The following is a 20,620-nucleotide window of genomic DNA, read 5'->3' as shown; positions in this document are numbered from 1 at the left end:
GCGCCGGGCCTCGCGGCGGTGACGGCGCGCCTGCGGGCGGCCGGTTGCGTCTTCGCGGAGGAGGAGGCGGCGCTGCTCGTGGCCGAGGCGGGCGAAGACGGCGGGCGGCTCGAGGGGATGCTCGCCCAGCGCGAGAGCGGGCGGCCGCTCGAGGTGGTCGTGGGGTGGGCCGAGTTCCTGCGCCTGAAGATCATGGTGGCCGACGGCGTCTTCGTGCCGCGCCGCCGCACCGAGCTGCTCGTCGCGGTGGCGCTCCGCCGCGTCGAAGCGACCGCGTCGCCGCGCGTGCTCGACCTCTGCTGCGGGACCGGGGCCGCCGGAGCCGCCGTCGAGGCCGCCCGACCCGACGCCGAGGTGTGGGCGAGCGACGTCGACCCCCGAGCGGCGGACTGCGCCCGCACCAACCTGCGCGCCGCCGACCGGGTGCTCTGCGGCGACCTGTTCGCGCCCCTGCCCGGCTCGCTTCGCGGCCGCTTCGACGTCGTCATCGCCAACGCCCCGTACGTGCCGTCGGGCGAGGTCGCCTTCATGCCGCCCGAGGCGCGCGACTTCGAGCCTCTCGCCGCGCTCGACGGCGGGCCGGACGGCACCGCGATCCAGGCGCGGATCGCCGGCGAGGCAGCGGAGTGGCTCGCACCCGGCGGACTGCTGGTCGTGGAGACGAGCGAGCGGCAGGCCGTGACGACCGTCGGGCATCTGACGACGGCGGGGTTCGCGGCCGGGATCGTGCGCGACGACGAGCTCGACGCCGTGTGCGCGACCGGCTCGCGTCACCCCACTTCGGGGGCCGCGTGACGCCCGAGCGACCCTCCTGAGCGTCGCTCGGGTGCCGTAAGCTGAGACGGATTCGCAGGTCTGCACTTCCGGGAGACCGCTGGGCGAGATGGCACGAGCACCCGAAGGCTCGGCGCCTAGCCCCGGCCCCGTAGAACCGAAGGGGGAGCGACCGCAATGGAAGCCCACGACTACTGGAAGGCCCTGCTCAAGAGCTGGGCTCTCATTCTCGTACTGGTCATCGTCGGCGGCGCCGCCGGCGCCGCCTATGCGTTCGCCCGCGGCGACAGCTACGAGGCGACGACCTCGGTGTTCGTGTCGACGCCGCAGGGCGCCACGACCGACCAGCTCTCGCAGGGGTCGCAGTACACCCAGAACCTCGTCGCGTCGTACACCAAGCTGGCGGCGTCGCCCAAGGTGCTCGACCCGGTGATCGACGAGCTCGGCCTGAGCACCACGGCCGAGAAGCTCGCCACGCACGTCGCAGCGACCAACCCCCTCGACACCGTCATCGTCCAGGTGGTCGTCACCGAGTCGTCGGCCACCTCCGCGGCGGCCATCGCCAACGCGATCGCCGACTCGCTGCGCACCGTGACGATCGAGCTCTCTCCGGTCAGCTCCACGGGCGCCCCGCAGGTGTCGATGACCGTCATCGCGACGGCCGACACCCCGACCTCGCCCAGCGGCCCGAACCGGCCTCTGATCATCGCGTCCGGGTTGGTCATCGGCCTCCTGCTCGGCATCATCGTCGCGGTCGTCCGCGCCGTCGTCGACACCCGTCTCCGGACCACGGTCGACGTCGAGCGCGCCTCGGCCGCGCCCGTCATCGGCACCGTCCGCCGCTCGGCCGACCACGTCCCCGGCATCGTCGTCGCGGACGGCGCCCAGTCGCCGCTGGCCGAGGACTACCGCCGCGTCAGCGCCACCCTCCCGTTCGCCGGGCCCGAGGGCGCGACGTCGGTCCTGGTCGCGCCGGTCACGACCGGCGTCCCCGCCGCCGAGGTCGGGCTGAACGTGGCCCTCGCGTCGGCCGAGCGAGGTGCCCGCGTCCTGATCGTCGACGCCGACCTCCGCACGCGCCGCATCTCGGAGCTGACCGCGACGACCGACGCGCGCGGCCTCGCCGACGTCCTCTCGGGTGCCGTCCCCGCGGCCGAGGCGATCGTCGAGTGGCGCGACGGAGTCGACGTGCTCCCGGCCGGAGCCGTCCAGTCGAACCCGCACTTCGCCCTCGGCCGCCCGGTCCTGGCCGAGACCCTGGCGACGCTCGCCGACGCGTACGACCTCATCGTCGTGGACGCCCCCGCGGCGCTCGAGTTCGCCGATGCGCTCACCCTCTCGCGAGCCGTCGACTCGACCCTCGTGGTCGCGTCAGCCCGGAGCACGAGGCGGCAGCAGCTCACCGAGGTCGTCGAGCAGCTCGAGGCCGTCGACGCGTACGTCACCGGCGTCGTCCTCTCGGAGGTCGGCGGGCGCGCTCCAGTCGACGCCCCGACGCGGCAGACCCCCTCCGCCCCCACCGCGCCCCCGGCACCCGCCGAGGCCCCGGTGGCGCCGGTCGTCGAGTCCCCCGCGACGAAAACGCCTGCCCCGCGGACCACGGCCTCGACCGCCCGCACCCCTCGGGGCACTGCGGCGAAACCGAAGCCCACGACGAACGACTGACCGTGGCTCCCGCGCCGGAGGCAGCGACGCCGGGGTCAGCTGCGGCGGTACTCCTGGTACCGGTGGCCCCACGCGCCAGTGACCATGCCCGCGCCGCGCGCCATGGTGCGCACGCCGCGCGCGCGCTGGCCGAGAGACCTGGCGACGGTGCCGAGAGCGACCCGGGCGAGCCCGCCGGCCAGGCGCACGACGCCCTTCGCCGTCAGGCGGACCCGCAGCGCGAGGCGCGCCCCGAAGCCGATGTGGCGCGTGAGCAGGAGCGACGTGAGGCTCCAGCCGTTGCCGCTCGAGAACGCCCGCTGCACGACCCACTGCCGCGTCAGCCGATGCGGCGGCACCACGTCCGTCACCACGGCCTCGTCGCACCAGAGCATGCGGCCGCCGTTCTGCACGATCGTCCGCGTGAAGACGGTGTCCGAGCGGCCGATGGTGCCGAGCGAGCGGTCGAAGCCGAGTCGCAGGGCGCGGATCGCGCGCAGGTCGAGCAGCAGGTTGTTCGTCGCCGCGACGTCGACCTCCGTGCCGGTCGGCAGGCGTCGGCGGTCGAAGAAGCGGCCGGCGACGATCCACGGGTCGGGCGTGATCGAGTACTCCGAGATCACGGGGCCGACCGTGGCGGCGACGCCCTCCGCCAGCATGAGTCGCACGAGGTCGACCAGCCAGCTCGCGCTCGGCCGCTCGTCGTCGTCGATGAAGACGAGCAGGTCGGAGTCTCCGCTGTCGTCGAGCGCCCGGTTCCGGGCCGCGGCGATGCCCGGCTCCGCCTCGTGCGAGTAGGCCACGGTCACGTCGCCCGCGTCGGCGGCGAGCCGCGCCACCTGGTCGCGCGCAGAGCCCTCGGGGTCGTTGTCGACGACCAGCACGCGCGATGCGATGCCCAGCGGCGCGGTGGTGCGCGCCTGCTCGACGAGCTGGGGCAGGACGGCGTCGAGGTCGGCGGGCCGGCGGAAGGTCAGAACGGCGATGGTGAGCGATTCGGGGCGCTCGGCGTCCTGGGACGCCGCGGGTTTCGTCATACAGACGATCATGGCGCATCCCGCGCCCGGGTCGAGAAGGAGAACGAATGAGCACGACCGCGATGACGACCGAGCGGGCCGCGACCGCGATCCCGCTCTGGCAGCGCCTGCCCTGGTGGCTCTGCGTCCTCGTCGTCTACGCGCTCTCGCGCGTGCTGACGACGGCCGTGCTCCTCGTCGGCACGCTGCGCCAGGGGGCGAACCCCTTCACCGGCGCGCGCCCGGGCCTGCTCGAGTACTCCGTCATCTGGGACGGCGTCTGGTACCGCCGCATCGTCGAGAGCGGCTACCCGACGACGCTCCCGGTCGACGACGCCGGTCACGCGGTCACCAACGCCTGGGCGTTCCTGCCCGGATACCCGTACGTCATCAAGGCGCTGATGACCATCACCACCCTGCCGTTCGACGTGGTCGCGGTCTCGGTCTCCGTCCTGGCGGGCGCGGGGACACTCCTGGTCTTCCACCGCATCCTGCTCCGCGTCACCGGATCGGCGGGCACCGCCCTGTTCGGGGCGACGCTGCTCGCGCTCAATCCCGTGTCGCTGCTCTTCCAGGTCGCCTACGCCGAGTCGCTGGGCGCCCTGCTGATCGCCGCGGGCCTGCTGTTCGCGCTGAAGAGGCAGTACTGGCTGGTGCTGCCGGTCGCCGTCGTGATGGCCTTCACGCGCCCCGGCGAGATCGCCTTCGCGTTCTTCCTCGGCCTGCACATCCTCTACCGGCTGTACCGACGCCGCGACGACCCGTTCCCGCTCCGGGAGTTCGTCTCCGCCGCGATCGCCACGCTGGCCGGCCTCGTCGCGGGCCTGGCCTGGCCGGTCATCGCGGGCGCGGTCACCGGGGTGCCGAGCGCCTACACCGACACCGAGCTCGCCTGGCGTGCCGCCGCGATCGGCCACACCGAGTTCCTGCCGTTCACCGGCTGGTTCGCGGCGGGCGAGCACCGGGCGGGAGTCGTCGGCGTGGTAGCAGTCGCCGTCTTCATGCTCGCGTGCGTGGCCGCGCTGTTCGTCCCGGCCGTCCGCCGCCTCGGCGTCGACCTCCGCCTCTGGACGTTCGCCTACCTGGCGTACCTGTTCGCGGTCTTCTACCCGCAGTCGTCGACGATCCGCCTGCTGATGCCGGTCTTCCCGCTGATCGGAGCACTGGCACTGCCGCGCTCGCGCGTCTACCGGGTCGCGATCGTCGTGGTGCTGATCGTCGTCCAGTCGGTCTGGACGCTCTTCGTCTGGCACGTCACCGCGAAGTCCCCTCCGCCTCCGTGACCGGGGCCTGCTCCGCTGCGGCGGCCAGCTCTGCGCGCCGCCTGCGGAGGTCGCGCTCGACGAACCAGAGGTTCGGCAGCAGCTGGCACAGCGCCACCATGATGAGCGAGCCGATGATCGGCCCGGCGGCGCCGAAGGGCGTGATCAGGAACCACGACAGCGCCAGGTTGAGCGGCACGCCGATCAGGATGGGCACCACCTGGAAGGTCATCCCCCGCTTGTCGGTCATGTACATGGTCAGCGGGTACTTCGCCGCCTGGATGGCGATGTAGCCGAGGAACCCGATCAGCAGCGCCGTCGGCAGCACGATCCTGCCACCCGAGACGAAGCGCACCAGCCACGGCGACACCGCGACGAGCGCACCGCCGACGGCGAGTCCGCCGATCAGGAAGTAGACGACCGCCTTGTACGGCGACTCGACGCGGCCCTGGGCGCGCGCCCTCGTGTAGATCGGCCAGAGGGCGACGCCTGCCGCGTTGATCGTCTGCAGGACGATGCCGAACAGCTGCGCCGCGAGGTTGTACTGAGCCAGCTGCTCCGAGCCCGAATGGTGCGACAGCAGCACCCGGTCGCTCTGGATGGCGATCGGCAGGATCAGCGACTGCAGCATCATCGGCCACGCGACGCTCATGATCTTGACGCTCGGGTACCGGCGCGGGCGGAAGACGTTCTTGAGCGACTCCTTGACCTGAGGCGACAGCACGCGCCAGGCGATGACCAGGCAGATGACCGAGACCAGGCCGTTCGCGACGTACGAGACGATCGAGAGGAAGTTGCCGGCGGGCACGGCGAGCAGCACGAACGAGCCGATCACCAGGATCATGAACGGCGCGACGACCGTCTGGCTCGCGACCTGCGTGGTCGTCTTGCGGAGTCCGATCAGGATCCGCTGCCCGATGGTCATGGGGATCACGATGCTGAAGACCGCCAGGCAGAGCCCTGCGGTGAGCCCGCCGCCGGGCAGCAGTCCGTCGCCGAGCAGCCGCGGCCACAGGTCGAAGACCGTCAGCACGGTGGCCGCCAGCAGGATGACGCCGCCCGCCGTGAACAGCACGCGGAACGCCGTGATCAGCGTCCGGCGCACAGCCTCGTCGGTGCTCGGCTTCTCCGACCCGGCGACGGAGTTGATGACGACGGCCGCGATGCCCAGGTCGGCGAACGGCAGCAGCTGCGGGAAGGAGGTGAGGAGGCCGTACTGCGCGTAGGCGGCGGTGCCGAAGTGGCCGATGATGAGGTGGCTCGTGATGATGCCGAGGATCCCCGAGACGCCCATGACGACGACCTTGATCGCGGCCGTCGACCCGACCTGGCGCATGCCTGAGCCGCCGCCCTTCTTCGACGGGGCCGCCGGCGTCGTCGACGGGCGCGCGGGTGCGTCCTGACTCATTGGCGTCTCCCCCTCGCTCGTGCGATCGCTGTCCGGTAGGCCTCGACGTGGGCCCGGCCCGCCGCCGGCCACTCGCGGTTCGACAGGTCGGGCCGCTCCCCGGCGGCGATGCCCTCGGCGGCCGAGAGCGCCGCGGCGATGTCCGCCGCGTCGAGATCGCCATCGTACTGCCGCACCCACTGCTCCCCCACCTCACGGGCGAGCCGCTCGTTGACCTCGTTCGCCGGAACGAGCACCGGCCGATCGAGGCTCAGCGCGGCCAGGGCGCTGCCCGAGTTGTGCATCCCCCGGTGCGGCAGCACCACCAGGCGGGCACGACGGACCGCGGCCACCAGATCGACGTCGTCCAGGTAGCGCAGGTCGAGCTCGACACGCGGGTCTCCGGAGGCGAGTTCCTGCAGTCTCGAAGCGAGCTCAGGGCTCGCCGGCTTCCCGGCCACGGCGAGCGACACCTCGCCGGGCACCGAGCGGAACACCTCGACGAGGCTCTCGACGCCCTTGTACGGACGGATCAGGCCGACGAACGCGGCGCGGCCGGGCTCTCCCTCGCCGGGCGCCGCCGACGTGTCGTACCAGTCGCGGTAGTGGCCGTGCGGCACGAGCGCCGAGAGGGTGCGCCGAGGAACGGGCGTCAGGTCGTTCAGCAGCACCACGAGCGCCGTGCGGCGCTCGATCAGCCGCACCAGCGCTGCGCGCCGGCCGTCGAGGCCCTCCCACGGCGTCAGATTGTGCAGAGTCCGCACGATCGGCCGGCGGAGGACCGCCAGCCGGGCCACCAGGAGCAGCGTGAGCAGCTGGCGCACGAGCGTCTTCGTCGGGCTGGCGCCGGTCACGAGGATCTCGGGCCAGTGCACGTGGAACACGTCGTACCGCCCCAGCAGGGCGGACCGCCACGAGAACGGGAGGACCCGCACCCCCGGCTGGCTGCCGATGGCGTCGGCCAGCTGCCGGAGGTACGGGTTGGTGGTGGGCCGGGGCCGGGGGAAGGACTGCTGTACGGTCAGTCCTCCCGCCCGCCCCCGAGTGCTGCTGCTGTTCACTGTCAGGGCTCGGACCTCAGGGCTTGAAGGCGCTGAGCTGCGACACCGAGAGCTTCTGCGGGGCGTTCGTCGCGCTGCCGGAGACGTAGCCCTGGACCGCGATCCCGCCGGCCGCCTGGATTCCCGAGCTCGAGTCCGTCTGCGTGAACTGCCACGCGCTGGGCTCCGGGGTCCCCGTCAGCCAGGCCTTCAGCTTGATGGTCGTCGGGCTGGTGCCGGTGACCTGCATCCGGAAGGTGACGTTGGCGCCGGCCGCGAAGGTGCCGGGGACGGTCACGGTGCTGCCGAGGTTCGTCCCGACGCCTCCCGAGATCGCCGTCAGCGTCAGCGTGGCCGTGTTGGTCGGCGTCAGCTTGAGCGTGGCACGGTACTCGTTGTTCGCGTCGACGCGTCGACCCGAGACGTAGATGAACGTGCCGCCGCCGGTGGCCGCCTTGTCGAGCTGGAACCGGGCCTGCAGGTCGGTGTTCGCCTGAGGGCTGGTCATCAGCTGCGCACCGGCCTGGGCGCCCGCCTTCGAGAGGGTGATCGCGCCGGCGCCCGGTGCGACCGAGAGGGCGCTGGCCGAGCCGACCGCGGTCCACGCCCCGCCGGTGTCCGCCGTGCCGAATCCACCCGAGACCGTCCGGTTGAACGAGTCGAGGTAGAAGGGCAGGTTCGCCGGAGCGGTGACGGCGACTGTCGCCGTGGACGTGTTGGTCGCGCCCTTGTCGTCGGTCACCTTGAGCGTCACCGTGTAGGTGCCGCCGGTGGCGTAGGCGTGGGTGGGCTTCGCCGTCGTCGCGGTGCCGCCGTCTCCGAACGTCCACGCGTACGAGGCGATGGTGCCGTCGGGGTCGGACGATCCCGAGCCGTCGGCCGTCAGGGTGAGGCCGGACGTCGAGGTGGTGAAGGACGCCGTCGGAGCCTGGTTGGCCGGAGCCGTCACCGTGACCTGCTGGGTGCTCGTCGCCGTGCCGCCGTCGTTGTCCGTCACCGTCAGCGCGACCGAGTACGTGCCGGCCGAGGCGTAGGCGTGGGTCGGGTTGGCCGTCGACGCCGTGCCGCCGTCGCCGAACGTCCACGAGTACGAGGCGACCGTGCCGTCCGGGTCGGACGACCCGGAGCCGTCCGCCGTCAGCTTCAGGCCCGTCGTCGACTGCGTGAACGACGCGGTCGGGGCGACGTTCGGAGCCTTCGTCACGACGACCGAGGAGGTCGAGGTGCCGGTGGCGCCCTGGTTGTCGGTGACGGTGAGCTTGACCGCGTAGGTGCCGGCTGCCGCGTAGGTGTGGCTCGGCGTCTTGCCGGTGGCCGTGCCTCCGTCGCCGAACGTCCATGCGTACGAGGCGATCGTGCCGTCCGTGTCAGCCGACGCCGAGGCATCGGCCGAGAGGACCAGGGCGTTCGCCGAGGTCGTGAACGACGCGGTAGGCGGCACGTTGGCCGACGGGGCGACCGTGACCGACTTCGTGAGGGTGCCGGTGGCGCCCTCGTTGTCGGTCGCCGTCAGCGTGACCGTGTAGGTGCCGGCCGAGACGTACGAGTGCGACGCCGTCGGGCCGCTCGCGGTCGAGCCGTCTCCGAAGTCCCAGGCGTACTGGGCCACGGTGCCGTCCGAGTCGGTCGAGGCCGAGGCGTCGACCGAGACGCCGAGGTTCGTCGTGGTCGCGGTGAACGCGGCCGTCGGAGCCTGGTTGACACGCGGAGCCGTGACCGTCACCTGAGCGGTCGACGACGAGGTGGCGCCGTCGTTGTCGGTGACCGTGAGCGTGACCTTGTAGGTGCCGGCCGAGGTGTAGGCGTGGGTCGGCTTGACGGCGGTGGACGATCCTGCGTCCCCGAAGTCCCAGGCGTAGCTCGCGACGGTGCCGTCGGAGTCGCTCGAGGCCGAGGCGTCGAACGCTGCCGAGAGGTCGGTCACCGCGGTGGTGAACGAGGCCGTCGGGGCGACGTTGACGCGCGGTGCCGTGACGACGACCTGGGCGGTCGAGGTCGCGGTGGCGCCCTTGTCGTCGGTCACCGTGAGGGTGACCGTCTTGGTGCCGGCCGTGGCGTAGGTGTGGCTGGGCGTCTTGCCGGTGCCGCTCGATCCGTCGCCGTAGTCCCAGGCGTAGCTCGCGACGGTTCCGTCGGAGTCGCTGGAGGCCGAGGCGTCGAACGAGGCGGTCAGGTTCGACACGCTGGAGATGAACGACGCCGTCGGGGCGACGTTCACCGCACCGGCCGTGCCGAGCGCGTAGTGGGCGCTGACGGTGGACGCGCTCAGAGCGGTGTCGTAGATCGCGACCTCGTCGATCGAGCCCTGGAAGTAGGCGCTGGAGGAGCCCCAGGTGGTGTCGCCGCCGATCTTCCAGTAGCCGGTGTACGGCTGCGCCTGAGTGGCGCCGTTGGTGCCCTGGAGCACGCCGTCGACGTAGAGCTTGAGGCCCGCCGACGACTGCGTCGCGACGACCTGGTGCCAGGTTCCGTCGTTGTAGGAGCCCGCCGTGGTGATCGTGTTGGTCGTGCCGGTGTAGGTGCCGTAGACGAGCTGTCCGTTGTCCTGCATGTACACGTGGCGGTCGTACGAGCCCGACTGACCGGTCTGCGACGAGCCGAAGCCGACGATCTTGCCGCCGGTGGTCGTGGTCGTCTTGAACCAGGCCTCCTCGGAGTAGACCTCGGGATCGTTGAACGACTGGGTCGAGTTGACCTGACCGGACGAGCCGTCGAAGGTCGCGGCCGTGTCGGAGTTGCCGGCCAGGGCGCCGGTCGCGCCCTTCGTGACGCCGCCGGTGTAGGTGCCGTTCGAGCCGGCGAGCGAGCTGTCTTTCGCGGTCGTGCCGCTCGAGTCGCCGAGGCGGTAGTAGAGCACGGGCGAGTCGCTGAAGACGCGGGCGCCGTAGGTGTCGGTCGGCGCGGAGTTGAGCTGCGACGGGTAGCCGGCCGCGACGTACTGGTTGTTCACCTGCGACGTGGTCAGCGCCGTCGGGTAGACCGAGACGTCGTCGATCGAGCCCTTCAGGAAGTTGTCGCCGTTCCAGGACGAGTCGCCTCCGATGCGCCAGAAGCCGCTGTAGTCCTGGGCGCTGGTGGTGTCGGTCCGGCTGCCGACGCGCTTGCCGTCGACGAAGAGCTGCATCCCGGACGACGACAGCGTGCCGATGACCTGGTGCCACTGGCCGTCGTTCACGGCCGTCGGGCTGGTGAGCACCTGCGTGTTGCCGTTGTAGACGCCGAAGTTCACGGTGCCGCTCGGGTCGAGGTACAGGTGACGGTCGTAGGAGGTCGACGTGCCGGTGGAGGAGTTGCCGAAGCCGACGATCTTGCCGCCGGTGGTGGAGGTCGTCTTCACCCAGGCCTCGACCGAGAAGGTCTGCGGGCCGGCGACGGCCGACTGCGTCGCGGCGAGGCCGTTCGCGGTGCCGTCGAAGGTGGACGCGGAGTCGCCGTCGATCGTCGTCGCTCCGGTCGCGCCGCGGGTCACACCCGAGCCGGCGACCATGTCGGTGTAGCCGACGTTGTCGTAGACGGTGGTGCCGCTGGCCTCGTCGAGGCGCCAGAGCGACGAGGCGCCCTGCGACGCCACGGTCTGGGCGTAGGAGGACGGCGCCGAGCTGCTGGCCACCACCGAGACCGTGTCGCCGATCACGGTGTTGCCCTCGGGGTCGGTCGCGCGCACCCGGTACGAGTAGGTCTGTCCCGGCGTCAGGCCGGTGTCGACGAACCCGAGCGACGGCTGCTTGTAGAAGCTGGAGTCGGCCGTCACCTTGTAGACCGGCGTGGTCTGGTTGTTGTTGCGGTAGACCTCGTACTTCAGGGTGCCGGAGTCCTGGTCGTAGTTGGCGGCGAAGCTGACGCGCGCGGTGCCCGAGGCGAGCGAGACGACCTTGGGGGTGTAGTTCGCGCCGCTCAGCTGAGGTCCGCGCTTGTTCGTGGAGAGCGCCTTGACCGCGAAGCGGACCAGGCCCTGCTGGCGGACGCCGTTGACAGTGGTGAACTCGCCGCCGTAGACGACGTAGTTGTTGTTCGCCGCGACGCTCCACGGGCCCTGGCTCTGGCCGGTGAAGGTGCCGGTGTTGAAGTCGGGGAACCAGTTGAGCAGGCTCGGGGTGGGGTTGCCGGCGTAGTTGTAGTAGCCGTACGGGTCGGCCGTCGCAGTGCCGGTCGCGGCGATGCTGAACGCGAGGCCGCGGTGGAAGGTCCACGTGGGCGAGGTCTGCGGGAAGCCGCCGATGTTGCCGCAGTAGTGCGGGTGGCCGGCGATGTACTCGGCCGTGTCGGTGACGGCGGTGGAGTAGGTGTCGCCGTGGCAGTCCTCGACCCAGACGAGGTTGCCGGTGGCCCAGTCGGCGCGGAAGGATCCCTCGAGGTTGCCGCCGGCGCCGAAGACGTAGCCGGAGCCGTAGAGGCCGCTCGCCGAGGCGGTGAGGCTGGTGATCGACGCCTGCGTGCCGCCGTTGCGAATCAGGTTGTTGCCGTTCCACGGGAGCAGCGCGCCGGAGGTGTCGAGGGCGGCGAGTCCGTAGCCCGGGTTGCTCGAGCCGTTGACGGTCGTGAAGCCGCCGCCGACGATGATCTTGGTGCCGTCGGGCGACATCGCCATCGAGGTGACCTGGCCGCCGTCGGCGACGGGCGCCCACGCGGTGACAGCCCCGGTGGCGGCCGATGCCGCGGCGAGCTTGCCACGGGTCGACTTGCCGACGCTGGCGAACGAACCGCCGAAGTAGACGGTGCTGGCCGTGGGCACGATGGCCGCGACGGTGTAGTTGGGGGCCGGGTTGAACGTCGTGATGAGCGCGCCCGTGGTCGCGTTCAGCGCGGCGAGGCGGCTGCGGCTGACGCCGTTGACGGTCGTGAACGTGCCGCCGATGTAGATGATGCTGCCGTCGGGCGATGCCGCGACGGCCTTCACCGCGCCGTTGATGGACGGCGCGAAGCCGGTGTTGAGGGCACCCGTCGTGATGTCGTACGCGAGGAGGTCCGTGCGCGTCACAGTACTCACGCCCGAGGCCGCGCCGGCAGGCTGCGCCGTCGAGAAGTCGCCGCCCGCGTAGACCGTGTTGCCGACGATCTTCTGCGACCACACCACGCCGTTGATCTGCGGTGCGGCCAGCGCGTCCGCGGTCACCGTGGTGGGCGTCGACGGGTTGGTCGGGTCCGTCGGGTTCGAGTCGGCCAGCGCCGGGGAGGCGACGATGACACTGCTCAGGACGATGGCTGCGGCGGCTGCGATGCTGGGGGCACGCAGACGCGAGGGCAGGGAAATCCCCATGGGGGTGCCTCACTGATTCGGGTAAGCCGCTCGCCCGGCGGCTGGGGACCGACGGGTTCACGTGAAGTTCGCACGAGCTTCGGGTACGTGCGGTGGTGCTGCGCCAGGCGCGACTGCATCGTTGACTTGGCAGAAGGTGAGGATTTTCGGGTTCTCACCGTTCTCAGAACACTAGCTGACCCCCGCTCGGGTGCCATACCCCCCTTAAAGGGGGGGTCCCCCCTTTGGCGGACCCGATCTACTGCGGAGCCGAGCCCGCGAACACCGTGATCGGAACGCCGACGTAGTAGTCGACGAGGATCCGCACGTCGCTCCGATCGGCCTTCGCCAGCGTGAACGTGTAGGTCGCCCTAGCGGTCTTGCCGGCCGCCAGAGCCGACGGGAAGTCCTTGCGAACGCTCACCAGCTCGTTGGCGGGGGCGTCGTCGCTGCCGTGCGTGACGCTCGTCACGACCGACGACAGCGGGATGCCCTTGCTCGTGTCGTTCACGAACGTCACGGTGAACCGGATCGCCGGACCGTCGATCTCGCCGATGCCGCTGCCCTTGCCCGTGACCGCGGTGATCGCGCCGACGCTGACCTTGACTCCGGAGACGGGCTGCGCGGTGGTGGTGAGCGGAACGGCCTCGGCCTCGGCACCCGGGCTCGCGCTCGCCGAGGGCGTCGACACGGGGATGCTGGCCGACGGGCTCGGCGAGTCGGTCGGCGCCGGGGTGTAGCCGGGCGCGGTCGGCGTGGGCGTCGGGTTGATCGTCGTCGTCGCGGAGGGCGTCGCCGTGTCGTCGCCGGAGCGGCCCACGGCCCGCACGACGAGAACCGCGATGACGGCGACGACCACCACGACGACGATCGTGACGATGACGGCGGTGCGCCGGGACGGCGATGCGGGAGGGGTGTCGGCCATGGCTGCTCCTTCGGGGGTGCGGTCGTCCGGGTCGGGATTCGGGACCCTCGCCTGCTGTTAGCATGACCGCACCGTGGCCCCCTCATCCTTGCATGCGCGTTCCTCCCGTCGCGCCGTCGTCCCGGCAGCCCTGTTCGTCGCGGGCGCGGTCGTCTCCTTCATCGGCTCCTGGAACGTCTCGCTGTGGACCGACGAGGCCGCGAGCGTGTCGGCGGCCGACCGCAGCCTGGGCGGTCTGTGGCAGCTGATCCAGGGGCAGGACGCCGTGCACGCCCTCTACTACGTCTTCCTGCACGCCTGGACCTCGATCGCGGGATTCTCGCCGGTCGCCCTCCGGCTGCCCAGCGCGGTGGCGGCGGGGATAGCCGTGGTCGGCGTGTGGGCCCTGGCCCGTGCCCTCCAGCGCCCGGAGGCGGCCGTCTGGGCCGCCGCGGTGGCGATCGTGCTTCCACGCATCACCTGGATGGGCGTGGAGGCGCGCTCATTCGGCCCCAGCGCCGCGATCGCCGTCTGGGCGACGGTCGTGCTCGTCCGCGCCCTCGAGTCGGGCCGGTGGCGGTGGGTGGTCTACGGCGTCCTCGTCGCCCTCGGCGTGGCCCTCAACATCTACCTCGCGCTGCTCGTCGTGGCGCACGCCGTCTCGCTGCTCCTGCTGCGCGACACCTCCTGGCGCACCCGCGGCGCCTGGCTGATCGCCGCCGCGACAAGTGCCCTCGCCGCATCCCCGGTCGTCCTCGAGTCGATGCGGCAGTCGGCGCAGCTCGGCGACAACGCCATCGGCCTGTCGACCATGCTGCGGCAGGCGGTCGTCAACCAGTTCTTCCTCGGCGACACCCCGACCGGCAACGGCGGCTCCGACTCGGGACGCTCCGCGTGGGCGGTCGCGGCCGTCGTGCTCGCCGCCCTCTGCTGGGCCCTGGCGGCGTGGGCGTGCGTGCGCGACGGGAGGAGCGGCGCGCGGGCCTCGGGTGCCACGAGGTCGGCGATCCTGCGCCCGGTCATCGTCGTGGTGCCGATCGCGATCGTGCCCACGGTCGTCGCCATCGCCTACTCGGTCGCCGTCTCGCCGCTGTACAACGCGCGCTACTTCACCTTCGCGGCCCCCGCCGTCGCGCTGCTCGTCGGGCTCGGGCTGGAGCAGCTCGGCCCGCGCCTCGGCCGTGGCTCGCGCGTGCTCCGCTTCGCCGCCCTCGTGGCCGTCATCGTGCTGGCGGCACCCGTCTACGTGTCGCAGCGGCAGGTCACGGGCAAGAGCGGCACCGACTGGTCGGCGGCCGCGGCGATCGTCGGCGATCGTGCCGCCCAGGGCGACGGCATCTACTTCTCGCCCCTCGAGGCGAACCGGCAGGCCGTCGTGAAGCGCTCGGAGCGCTACGTCGACACGGTGTACCCGGCTGACTTCGACGGCCTCGTCGACCTGACCCTCAGAACGACCGGGGCGCAGGATCACACCCTCCGCGGCACGTCCTGGCAGATCGAGGGTGCGCGGGCGTCCGAGCGGCTCAGCCGCGTCGACCGCGTCTGGGTGCTCCGACCGGCCGACTACGGCGCCGCCGCGAGCGCCGCCGACGATGCCGTGCTGCGGACCGCCGGCTTCACCCGCACGGCCGTCTGGGACGGCTCGCGGACCGACGTGCTCGAGTTCAGTCGGGGCTGAGGCCCGGCGCGACGCGCTTCCACCGCGGCAGCTCCGCGGAGCTCTCGCGGGGTCGGTCGGCGTCGCCGCCCCGGCGCTTGACCTCGAGGAGCAGCGCCACGGCGATCACGACGATCGGCGACGACGAGAACCACGGCCCGAACGGCACGAACCACAACGTCGTCACGACCATCAGCAGAGTCGCGGCGGGCGCGGTGCCCTGGGCGATGCGGCGGCTGGTCGGCCAGAGCAGGACCACCAGCAGGGCCGCGATGAGGGCGAGGCCGACGAGGCCCGACTGGATCCAGACGTCGCCGAAGATCGAGTGCACCTCGAAGTGGTTGCCGAGCATGTAGACGTTGACGTAGCCGTTATCGGGGTCGTACCCGATCGAGCGCATGCCGGTCTTGGCGATCTCGATGTCGGCGCCGGTCGGGGCCGACCCCGCGCCGAAGCCCCACAGGCTGTTCTGCATCAGGGCCAGCGTCGCCTGCAGCTCCGGCCGCGATCCGACGATGAGGTTGCCCGAGGTCTCGATCTGGGCGATCGACCGGGCCTGCGTCTCGGCCCCGAGCAGACCGCCGAGGATCGCCGCCTGGCCGACGAATGTCACGACGACGGTCGCCACCGCGATGCCGAGGAGCACGAGAAGGGTCGACCCTCGGTGGAGCACCCGCAGCACGGGGCGCTGCGCGATCAGGAGCACCGCGGCGAGCAGCAGCAGGGCGAACGACGAGCGGAAGTCGTGCGTCGCGCACATCAGCATGAGCGCCACGAGAACGAGGAGCTCGACCCACCAGCGTCGGGTCAGGTGGGCCAGGCCGAGCGCGATCAGGGCGACGGGGTAGTAGAAGCCGAACTTCCACGGGTTGCCCTGGAACGCCGAGTTCTGCACGTCGGTGCCGATCAGAAGGCCGATTCCGAACAGGATCGCGACCAGCGACGGCGAGAACAGCGTCCGCGCCCACAGCAGCAGCCCGATCGAGAGTCCGGCGCCGATCATGATGCCGGTCTGCGTCGTGAAGACGAGGCCGTTCGTCCCGTGGGTAGCGGCGTTGGCGAACCGCAGCCAGACACCCGCGACGGCCGTCGCGAGCGAGAGGCCGACGAGCAGCCAGCCGAACCGGTAGCGGCCCACTGCGCGCACCCAGACGGGCGAGAGCAGGGCGGCCACGATCCAGCCGACCTCGACGCCCTGGGGCAGGGTGATGCGCCAGCCGAGGACCACGATCGACGCGGCTGCGACAGCGAGCACGGCGCGATGGCGCGAGCGCTCGGCAGCGGCCTGGCGGATCAGGCGGGTCGGCGACTGGCTGGCGATTCGGGTCGTCAGGGTCATGGCGTCCACCATACGGCCTGATGACCACTCGGCAATCCCCCATTCTGTCCCCCAGAGCGCCCACACCCTGTCGGGGTCTACCCCGCCCGTGGCGAACCCTGAATACTTGATGACTCATCGGGTTCACGCCCAGTTCTCGCGGGCCGGAGGGCCCGATCGCATCGAGATGAACCGCTGAACAGCCCCCGTATCGAACAGATCGAGAGACACCCGTGCCGACAAGCGCCCACCGGAAAGACGTCCCGAGCCGCCGCTCGAAGGTGTTCCCAGCCGCCGGCCTCGTCGTCGGACTCGCGCTCGCCCTGCTCGTCCCCCAGGCGGCCGCCGCCAAAGGCGCCGTGGTGGCCAACGACGGCTTCGGCGGCCGCACGCTCTCGTCGAGCTGGGGCACCGCCAGCCTCGGTGGCGCCTGGTCGCTCTCGAAGTCGGGCTCGACGAAGTTCTCCGTCTCCAAGGGTCGGGGCGTGCTCTCGTCGCTCGCCCGCGGCGCCGCGGCATCCGCGACGCTGAAGAAGCTCTCCCTCCGCGACGTCAACGCCGTCGGGCTGATCGGCATGCCGTCGACGGCGGCCCGCACGTACAACGCCTTCGAGCTGCGCCGCCAGTCGGACGGCTCGCGCTACCGCGGACGCCTCAACGTGATGTCGTCGGGCTCGGCCGTCCTCGCAGTGTCCCGCCTCACGACATCCGGCGAGACCAACCTCGACACGGTCGCTCTTCCCTTCAAGGTGGCCAAGGGCTCCGAGGTGCGACTGCAGTTCCAGATCACCGGCACGACCGAGGTGCGCATCCTCGGGCGGGCGTCCCTCGACGGCGATGCCGTGCCGGACTGGCAGCTCGACACGACGGACACCTCGTCCAAGCGCATCACGAAGGCCGGCACCGCCGGCTGGTGGCTGTACTCGTCCGGCTTCAACGCCAAGGCCATCTCGTCGACCCTCGACAACTTCACCGTCGTCAGCAACCCCAGCGTGCCCACGGACGCCGACGAGTCGCCGGCCACCACCACGCCCGTCGAGTCGGCCGCGCGCCCCACGCGCGGCTCGGCCGCCGTCGGGACAGCCGACTACGCCGTCCCCGCCTCTGGCGCGGTGATCGTCTCGACCTCGGGCAGCGACTCGGGCTCCGGCACCCTGGCCTCCCCGCTGCGCACTGTCGCGGCCGCCGTGTCGAAGGCCACCTCGGGCGACACGGTCGTGATCCGCGGCGGCACCTACAACGAGTCCGTCTCCGTGCCGGCGTCCAAGTCGATCACCATCCAGGCCTACCCTCACGAGGCCGTCTGGTTCGACGGCTCCAAGCGCGTCACGGCGTGGACGAAGTCCGGATCGACGTGGACGACCCCGTGGAGCTTCTTCCCCTCCAGCGTCATCGACGGCATCGCCGACAACCCCGGCTACGTCGACTCCGCCGCGCCTCTGGCCGCGCGCTTCGACCAGGTCTTCGTCAACGGGGCGCAGCTGACCCAGGTCGCCAAGGCCTCGCAGGTCACCGCCGGCACCTTCGCAGTCGACTCCTCTGCGGGTACCGTCACCATCGGCTCCGACCCGTCCGGTCAGGAGGTCCGGGTGTCGAACCTCAGCCAGGCCCTCGCCGTGCTCTCTCCGAACTCCACCGTGCGCGGCTTCGGCGTCCGGCGCTACGCGAGCCAGCAGGTCTCCATCGGGGCTGTCCGCCTCGCGGGCGCCAACGTGACGGCGCGCAACCTCGTCGTCGAGGACAGCGCCTGGATCGGCCTCAACAACTCCGCCGCGGGCGGCACCCTCGACCACCTCACAGTCGTCCGCTCCGGCCTGCTCGGGATCGGCGTCAACGCCGGCTACGGCTTCGCCCTCACCAACTCCGTCGTCGACGACAACAACTCGTCGCACTTCAAGGCGGCCCCCGTCGCCGGCGGCTTCAAGATCACGCGGTCGCGCGGCGTGACCGTCACGAACAACCAGGTCAACGACAACTGGACGACGGGAATCTGGTTCGACGAGTCGTGCTACGACATCGTCGTCGCCGGCAACACCGCGACCGGCAACACGACGGCCAACGTCGAGCTGGAGCTGTCGCAGAAGGCCATCGTCGCTGACAACGTGCTCACGGGCGGCAAGGCCCCCGTCTACATCCTCAACACCGGCGACGTCCGCGTCTGGAACAACTCCATCGGAGCCTCGACGGTGTTCGGCATCAAGATCCACCAGGACTCCCGACTCGCGTCCGACCTGTCGGTGCCGGGCCACGACAAGCAGCGGCCGGTGCCCGACCCCACCGTCCCCTGGGTGACGAAGGACATCGACGTCGAGAACAACGCCTTCGGTGCGGGCACGGGCTTCCAGATCTACGCTCTCAACGCCCCCGCGAAGAAGATCACCATCACGGGCAACCTGTTCAACCGGCGCACCTCGAGGGCGCAGTCCGTCCTGGTCGCCTGGGGCTACTCCTCGACCGACCAGTCCTTCACCTCCTACGACAGCCCTGACGCCCTCGCCTCCGCGGTCGACAGCAGGTGGAAGAACCTGCAGACCTCGGACATCCAGGCCCTCTCGGTCATGACGACGCAGATCGCGGCATCCACCGGCACGGCCTCCCCCATGCCGGCCGACATCGCCGCGGCTGTCGGCGTCCCCACCGGCACGCGCTGGATCGGGGCGGTCGACTAGGTCGCGCTGCCTGCCGGAACCGGCCACCCCGAGTTCCTGCGCCCCTCTGCAGACGACGGCGCCACCCGGACCGAGGTCCGGGCGGCGCCGTCGTCGTGCCGGGTCGCGCTCAGTGCGGAAGGACGGGCACGGCCTCGATCGCGTCGGCCGTGGCGGTGATCGCCTCGGCGGTCCGGTCGAGCAGCGCGGTGATGTCGCCGGCCTCGAGCCCGGTGCCGCCCTGCAGAGCACGGGCGATGGCCTCGTGGTACTGCGTGTACATCGTGTCTCTCGCGCGCGCCCCGGTCTCGGTGAGCGAGAGCAGGAGGCTGCGGCGGTCGTTCGGGTTCGGGGTGCGCCCCACGAGGCCCGCACCCACGAGGCGGTCGGTCAGAGCGGTGATGGCGCCGGTCGTGATGTCGAGGTGGGCGGCCAGGAGCTTCGGCGTCGTGTCGCCTCTCTCGCCGACGTGCATGAGGGCGTTGAACTCGAGGGGGCTGAGCCCGACGCTCGCGGCGAAGACGGCACGGAGGCGCCGGTGCGCGGCGTCGGTCTCGGCCATGGCGTGGGCGATCTCGCGGACGACCGGGGTGTCGGCCGACAGGGTCGGCTCGAAGTCGTCGGCGTCGGCTGCGCTCAGCGCGAGCGCTGCGGGATCTCGGGTCACGAGGGTCTCCTGGATAGAGGGGTAGCTCACTTCTGGTGAAAAGTGCGCATCTTTATATTCGCAGTCGGACGGGTGCCGGATTTGCCCCACTAGTGGGGGTTTGTGTCGATGAATGAGTAACCACATCATTGAGTAGCTTCACAATCGAGTAATCAACCAGCTCGCAAAGACCACTCACCAAGCGGCTCGCTGCCGCCCACTACCAGACCACCCAAGGGGTTCCGAAATGTCCAGCAACCTGCACGCCGCGAAGGCCAAGCGTCTCCGATTTGCTCCTCTCGCCATCGCGACGGGCGTCCTCGGAGCGGTCCTCCTCTCCGTCTCCATGTCCGGCACGCTGTCGGGCTTCGTGGCCAGCATCCAGAACTCGACCAACACCACCGCCACCGGCGCGCTGACCATGCAGGAGCAGAACTCCGGTGCCACGGTCACCTGCTCCTCCACCGACGGCGGCACGGTCTCGACCAACACGGCGACCTGCGCGACCATCAACAAGTTCGGCGGCTCGACCACGATGATCCCCGGTCAGACGGTCACCACCCCCATCACCATCAAGAACACCGGCACCGTCACCGCAAACACCTTCACGCTGACCCCGGGCTCCTCCTGCACCCAGTCGAACAACGGCTCGCTCAACGGCACCGCCACCGACCTCTGCTCCAAGCTGACCGTCGTCGTCACGAACACGACCACCAGCGCCACCGTCTTCTCGGGCACCCTGACGGCTCTCGCCGCCGGCGGCGCCATCGCCCTCCCGACGCAGGCCGCCGGCGCCACCACCGGCTTCAGCTTCGCCGTCACCCTGCCCTCCACCGCGGGCAACACCTACCAGGGCCTGGCCGCCTCGCTTCCCCTCACCTGGACCTACTCGAGCTAGTAGGCACAGCCTCGAGCTGGCCAACCTCCCCGGCGCGAGCCGGCCGCCCACTCGGTCGGCTCGCGCCTCCAGCCCGGATCGACCGGGCACGCATCACCCCGCCATCCCAGCAGCACCGCACCCCGCCATCCCAGCAGCCCTCCCCGGGCTCCCACGCCCCTTTGCAGGGCACCCAGGCCCCGGCCGGAAA

At 71.1% G+C, this 20,620-nt stretch carries 13 protein-coding genes; 6 read left to right on the top strand and 7 right to left on the bottom strand.

The features are described 5' to 3' along the window. Window positions 1-18: 18 nt before the first annotated feature. Window positions 19-795 carry a putative protein N(5)-glutamine methyltransferase gene (locus tag AC07TY_RS07610; RefSeq protein WP_494784902.1) on the top strand — a complete coding sequence of 259 codons (777 nt, stop codon included), beginning with the start codon at window positions 19-21 and terminating at the stop codon, window positions 793-795. A 156-nt stretch (window positions 796-951) separates the two neighbouring features. Then, entirely contained in the window at window positions 952-2,439 is a 1,488-nt protein-coding gene (locus tag AC07TY_RS07605; RefSeq protein ID WP_488624581.1) for a tyrosine-protein kinase domain-containing protein, read from the top strand. A 35-nt stretch (window positions 2,440-2,474) separates the two neighbouring features. On the opposite strand, the gene AC07TY_RS07600 is transcribed toward AC07TY_RS07605, so the two are convergent. Continuing rightward, complete coding sequence (locus tag AC07TY_RS07600) at window positions 2,475-3,455, bottom strand: glycosyltransferase family 2 protein (protein WP_488624582.1); 981 nt, start codon at window positions 3,453-3,455, stop codon at window positions 2,475-2,477. A 47-nt stretch (window positions 3,456-3,502) separates the two neighbouring features. Here AC07TY_RS07600 and AC07TY_RS07595 point away from each other — a divergent pair, with 47 nt between their 5' ends. Continuing rightward, entirely contained in the window at window positions 3,503-4,717 is a 1,215-nt protein-coding gene (locus AC07TY_RS07595; protein WP_488624583.1) for a putative hexosyltransferase, read from the top strand. Here AC07TY_RS07595 and AC07TY_RS07590 read toward each other — a convergent pair. The 4 genes from AC07TY_RS07590 to AC07TY_RS07575 all read right to left on the bottom strand — a co-directional run bounded on the left by AC07TY_RS07590 (window position 4,689) and on the right by AC07TY_RS07575 (window position 13,284). Continuing rightward, window positions 4,689-6,104: a lipopolysaccharide biosynthesis protein gene (locus tag AC07TY_RS07590; protein WP_233579896.1), complete on the bottom strand. Its 1,416-nt coding sequence runs from the start codon at window positions 6,102-6,104 to the stop codon at window positions 4,689-4,691. The genes AC07TY_RS07595 and AC07TY_RS07590 overlap by 29 nt on opposite strands. Further along, entirely contained in the window at window positions 6,101-7,144 is a 1,044-nt protein-coding gene (locus AC07TY_RS07585; protein ID WP_488624584.1) for a glycosyltransferase, read from the bottom strand. Before AC07TY_RS07585 ends, AC07TY_RS07590 begins: the two co-directional genes overlap by 4 nt. 16 nt (window positions 7,145-7,160) lie before the next feature. Continuing rightward, window positions 7,161-12,380, bottom strand: coding sequence for a PKD domain-containing protein (locus AC07TY_RS07580; RefSeq protein WP_494784901.1), 5,220 nt, complete (start codon window positions 12,378-12,380; stop codon window positions 7,161-7,163). Window positions 12,381-12,618: 238 nt separating this feature from the next. Further along, window positions 12,619-13,284: a hypothetical protein gene (locus tag AC07TY_RS07575; RefSeq protein WP_494784900.1), complete on the bottom strand. Its 666-nt coding sequence runs from the start codon at window positions 13,282-13,284 to the stop codon at window positions 12,619-12,621. 73 nt (window positions 13,285-13,357) lie between these two features. Here AC07TY_RS07575 and AC07TY_RS07570 point away from each other — a divergent pair, with 73 nt between their 5' ends. After that, a complete protein-coding gene (locus tag AC07TY_RS07570) occupies window positions 13,358-14,941 on the top strand; it encodes a glycosyltransferase family 39 protein (protein WP_494784899.1) in 1,584 nt (527 codons plus the stop codon). Here AC07TY_RS07570 and AC07TY_RS07565 read toward each other — a convergent pair. Beyond that, window positions 14,928-16,259, bottom strand: a complete 1,332-nt coding sequence (locus tag AC07TY_RS07565) for a hypothetical protein (RefSeq protein WP_494784898.1) — start codon at window positions 16,257-16,259, stop codon at window positions 14,928-14,930. The two genes, AC07TY_RS07570 and AC07TY_RS07565, sit on opposite strands and share 14 nt — an antisense overlap. 212 nt (window positions 16,260-16,471) lie before the next feature. Here AC07TY_RS07565 and AC07TY_RS07560 point away from each other — a divergent pair, with 212 nt between their 5' ends. Next, the gene (locus tag AC07TY_RS07560; RefSeq protein WP_494784897.1) at window positions 16,472-18,907 is read left to right on the top strand and encodes a right-handed parallel beta-helix repeat-containing protein; all 2,436 of its coding nucleotides are present in this window, start codon (window positions 16,472-16,474) and stop codon (window positions 18,905-18,907) included. A gap of 109 nt (window positions 18,908-19,016) precedes the next feature. Here the strand turns inward: AC07TY_RS07560 and AC07TY_RS07555 are convergent, their stop codons facing one another. After that, window positions 19,017-19,553 (bottom strand): MarR family winged helix-turn-helix transcriptional regulator, encoded by a 537-nt coding sequence (locus AC07TY_RS07555; protein WP_199738219.1) that lies wholly within the window; start codon window positions 19,551-19,553, stop codon window positions 19,017-19,019. A 226-nt stretch (window positions 19,554-19,779) separates the two neighbouring features. On the opposite strand from AC07TY_RS07555, the gene AC07TY_RS07550 reads away from it, so the two are divergent. Further along, window positions 19,780-20,430, top strand: a complete 651-nt coding sequence (locus AC07TY_RS07550) for a hypothetical protein (protein ID WP_123505344.1) — start codon at window positions 19,780-19,782, stop codon at window positions 20,428-20,430. Window positions 20,431-20,620 lie beyond the last annotated feature (190 nt).

Source organism: Frondihabitans sp. GW821-FHT04F02 (genome assembly GCF_059420045.1).
Note: the sequence above shows the minus strand (reverse complement) of the source record. Positions and strands in the feature narration are given on the sequence as shown.

Excerpts from the sequence above, each read along its gene's own strand:
- AC07TY_RS07605 (WP_488624581.1), top strand. The coding sequence starts at position 952 with ATGGAAGCCCACGACTACTGGAAGGCCCTGCTCAAGAGCTGGGCTCTC.
- AC07TY_RS07600 (WP_488624582.1), bottom strand. The coding sequence starts at position 3,455 with ATGACGAAACCCGCGGCGTCCCAGGACGCCGAGCGCCCCGAATCGCTC.
- AC07TY_RS07595 (WP_488624583.1), top strand. The coding sequence starts at position 3,503 with ATGAGCACGACCGCGATGACGACCGAGCGGGCCGCGACCGCGATCCCG.
- AC07TY_RS07590 (WP_233579896.1), bottom strand. The coding sequence starts at position 6,104 with ATGAGTCAGGACGCACCCGCGCGCCCGTCGACGACGCCGGCGGCCCCG.
- AC07TY_RS07580 (WP_494784901.1), bottom strand. The coding sequence starts at position 12,380 with ATGGGGATTTCCCTGCCCTCGCGTCTGCGTGCCCCCAGCATCGCAGCC.
- AC07TY_RS07575 (WP_494784900.1), bottom strand. The coding sequence starts at position 13,284 with ATGGCCGACACCCCTCCCGCATCGCCGTCCCGGCGCACCGCCGTCATC.
- AC07TY_RS07565 (WP_494784898.1), bottom strand. The coding sequence starts at position 16,259 with ATGACCCTGACGACCCGAATCGCCAGCCAGTCGCCGACCCGCCTGATC.
- AC07TY_RS07550 (WP_123505344.1), top strand. The coding sequence starts at position 19,780 with ATGTCCAGCAACCTGCACGCCGCGAAGGCCAAGCGTCTCCGATTTGCT.